The organism is Crystallibacter degradans, assembly GCF_012952295.1.
GTDB lineage: Bacteria > Actinomycetota > Actinomycetes > Actinomycetales > Micrococcaceae > Crystallibacter > Crystallibacter degradans.
Genome location: NZ_JABBCH010000047.1, coordinates 1 through 2894 on the forward strand (window position 1 = coordinate 1; position 2894 = coordinate 2894).

The 2894-nt window shown below is 60.9% G+C and carries 6 protein-coding genes; 2 read left to right on the forward strand and 4 right to left on the reverse strand.

The features are described from left to right. Positions 1-130 precede the first annotated feature (130 nt). Positions 131-679, forward strand: a complete 549-nt coding sequence (locus tag HGO92_RS22940) for a hypothetical protein (RefSeq protein WP_169999000.1) — start codon at positions 131-133, stop codon at positions 677-679. Then, on the forward strand, positions 676-1302 hold the full coding sequence (locus HGO92_RS22945; protein WP_169999003.1) for a DUF6262 family protein: 627 nt from the start codon (positions 676-678) through the stop codon (positions 1300-1302). The genes HGO92_RS22940 and HGO92_RS22945 overlap by 4 nt, the downstream gene beginning before the upstream one ends. Here the strand turns inward: HGO92_RS22945 and HGO92_RS22950 are convergent. The 4 genes from HGO92_RS22950 to HGO92_RS22965 all read right to left on the reverse strand — a co-directional run bounded on the left by HGO92_RS22950 (position 1292) and on the right by HGO92_RS22965 (position 2710). Then, positions 1292-1546, reverse strand: coding sequence for a helix-turn-helix domain-containing protein (locus HGO92_RS22950; RefSeq protein ID WP_169999006.1), 255 nt, complete (start codon positions 1544-1546; stop codon positions 1292-1294). The genes HGO92_RS22945 and HGO92_RS22950 overlap by 11 nt on opposite strands. Further along, the gene (locus HGO92_RS22955; protein WP_169999015.1) at positions 1524-1781 is read right to left on the reverse strand and encodes a helix-turn-helix domain-containing protein; all 258 of its coding nucleotides are present in this window, start codon (positions 1779-1781) and stop codon (positions 1524-1526) included. Before HGO92_RS22955 ends, HGO92_RS22950 begins: the two co-directional genes overlap by 23 nt. A 290-nt stretch (positions 1782-2071) precedes the next feature. Next, positions 2072-2317, reverse strand: coding sequence for a ParB family protein (locus HGO92_RS22960; RefSeq protein ID WP_169999009.1), 246 nt, complete (start codon positions 2315-2317; stop codon positions 2072-2074). A 159-nt stretch (positions 2318-2476) separates the two neighbouring features. Next, positions 2477-2710: a hypothetical protein gene (locus tag HGO92_RS22965; RefSeq protein ID WP_169999012.1), complete on the reverse strand. Its 234-nt coding sequence runs from the start codon at positions 2708-2710 to the stop codon at positions 2477-2479. Positions 2711-2894 lie beyond the last annotated feature (184 nt).

Consider the following 2894-nt stretch of genomic DNA (forward strand, 5'->3'; position numbering starts at 1 on the left):
GCCCAACGCCAGAGCCGGCGGTAAAGCCCCCGCGGCAGCCCTCGCCGCCCATCAAACCCGCGACCAGGAACCCCTGGCCGCATAACCAAAATCAACGATGAACTGTCTCAAAAACTTGACGAGCGCACTGATGAACCATAAGAAGTTCGAAACGTCCGCCGGATACATCCTCCTGAACCGCAGGCGCAAGGAAGAAGCGATCCGTTTGGTCAGCACAACTACAATCAACAAACACGGCACGCTGCAAGTGCCCAAGGACTATGCCGCCTACGTCCGCAATTCAGTGGCAACGCCGTTGGGACTCTGCACCGAACCGTCCAACGTCAAAGCCGGCGGACAAGCTTGTCCCGCACGCAGTAAGTGCGGCGGCTGTTCATACTTCCGGGCCAACGTCTCCCACCTGCCGGTCATCGATTCACACATCGTCGCCCTGACTTCAGACCTTGAGCTCGCGGCGCCCCTCGCCGAAGGCTGGATCCTCGACGGCATCAAAGCCGAAATCGCCTCCTATAAACGGATCCGCCGATTGCTGACCCTGACCAAGGACAGTCTCTCCCCGGAGGAACAGGCAGACATCGACAAGGCAACTGAGCTGCTGCAAAACCTCGCCCTCGCTCCCGCTGCCGAAGGGCCCGGGAACGGGCGGAAAATGCTGCCGCTGACTCCGAAGGAACGATGAACCCGCCGGCTTCCAACGACCGGCAATCAGCCCGGCGGACCGAAAACCTTATCGCCGCTAAAAAGGCCGACAGCCGGCGCAAACGCGATGCGGTCTTCCGCAGCATCACGGCCCTTGCCGGGGAGTCCGACCGGATCACTATCCCCGCCGTCGCACGGCACGCAGGAGTGAGCACCTGGCTGATCCACAACGTGCCGGAACTCAAACAGGCTGTTCACGACGCAGCCCGCCGGAAAACGGGCAAGACCAACCTCCGCGCGGGCCCGGCCCGCGACTCCATGAGCGTCTCCAGCCTGACCAACGAACTGGCCCACCTCGCCGTGCGACTAAGGAAAACAACAGCGGAGAGAGACAAATACAAGGACATCATCAAATCGAGCGTCGGAGCCCAGCTCGAGCAACGGACTACCGACGAACTCACTACACGAATTCAGGGACTGGAAGACGCCTTGGCCCGTGCACGCAATCAACTCCAGGAGTCAGAGCAACAACTGACACAGACACAGGACAAGCTCGAAGATGCGGTGGACCAGCTCCGCGCGGCCCGGCGCAACAACCGCATCCTCATCCAGGACAACAACAAAGTGACATCACTGCATGCCCAAGGCAGTCCTACCGGCTAGAACTTTCCCGCCGTTCGGCAGGGGCTGCGTCCTTGACAGCGGCAGCCGACTTCTCATAAGCGCGCGCGATGAACTCTTCTAAAATATGAGTCTCCACGCGCCATTGACCCCGGCCCCCTATCTGAATCGCGGGCAATTCACCGGAACGTACCAAGGCATAGGTCTGGGACGACGAGATGTTCAATACCTCGCCCACATCAGCCAGAGTCAAGAACCTTTTCTCAGCCAAAACACGCACCTCCATGGACCAGACTAATGCAAAATGCAAGCGCTCGATCCTCACGATCCTCACGCTGGCCTAAACCGAGGACGCTACCGTTTCCGCAGGTCAAAGCCATCTTTTGCGCATCCACAGAGAGATCGGACTGGAGATAACCACGTCCCCCAATCTGAATGGCGGGCAATTCGCCGGAGCGTACCAGGGCGTAAGCCTGCGTCGAGGAAATGTTCAGCTCCTCACCGACATCGCCGAGGGTCATGAAACGTCGCTCAGCCACGGCAGCACTTCCCTTGCTTCAAAACCCGGTTTATCACGGCTTCGTACCTCACGTTTCCTCGTTGCCCGGGCGATGGCGCTGCCTGGCCAACGCTGTTTTCCTGCGGGTTCCACCTTATGAGCTGGAGTGAACTGAAGATAATTCCCGCCCCCCGATCTGGATCCCTTCGAGGTCTCCGGAGCGGACCAGGGCCGAGGTCTGGGCGCGGGGAGCTGTTGATGATTCCCATGACGTCGTCGAGTTTGAGGAATTGCGTCCGGCGGGGCTGTCGGTCATCGTTGTTCTTCCCGTGTTCGTTGTCCGGGCCGCAGGGTCCCGGGCGGCGCCGGCTCCCAGGGCCGGGACTGGTTGTATTTGCGCGCCAACCGGCGCACTTCGCGCAGGGTGGCCGCTTCGATCAGTTCCGAAATGGAGGCATAGCCTTCGGCATGGCCGGCGGCCAGGAACGCCGCCCGCACCTGTCCGGCGTCGTCCTCGGCGAAGTACGGGGTGAAGGAAGCCGGCTTATTTTTGCTCATGTAAACTATTCCCTGGTTCCGGGCTGTTGATAATGGTTTCCCCAAAACTGGTTTTATCCGGCCTGGGACTTTTTGTCGGCTCCCGGCCGCGCGGACACATTCCCCCCAACGATGTTTCGCGCGGCCAGGGCCTTCACTTTTACCCTTCCTGAAAAAGGCTCAGTCAACGCTCCTGGCAGGTGCCGGGGTTGCTGGCCCGGTCGTGTGCCAGTTCCCGGTCAACGTCCCGGGCTGCAGCGCCAGTCCTTTGAAGACCGGCTCCTCCACCGGCGCATTCCGGTCCTCCAGCGGGGCCGGTTTGCCCCGGCCTTCCGGGTTGGCGGTTTTCCCGAACCAGGCATCGTCGTCGGCGTATTCGCGCGGGCTCATGGGCAGCAGGTCCACCGGGTGCACACCAGCGGGCTCCCCCGCCGGTTCGTCGGCGCTTTTGGTTTCGGGGCGGTGGGTGCGGTGGACGGTCGCTATCTCGAATCCCGTCAGTTCGTATTGAGAGCGCTGACTCCTTATTCCGCGCGGACATTGGGCGATCTGGCTGGTTTTTCCTCCGGAACGATTCTCGACATATTTTCATGATTCG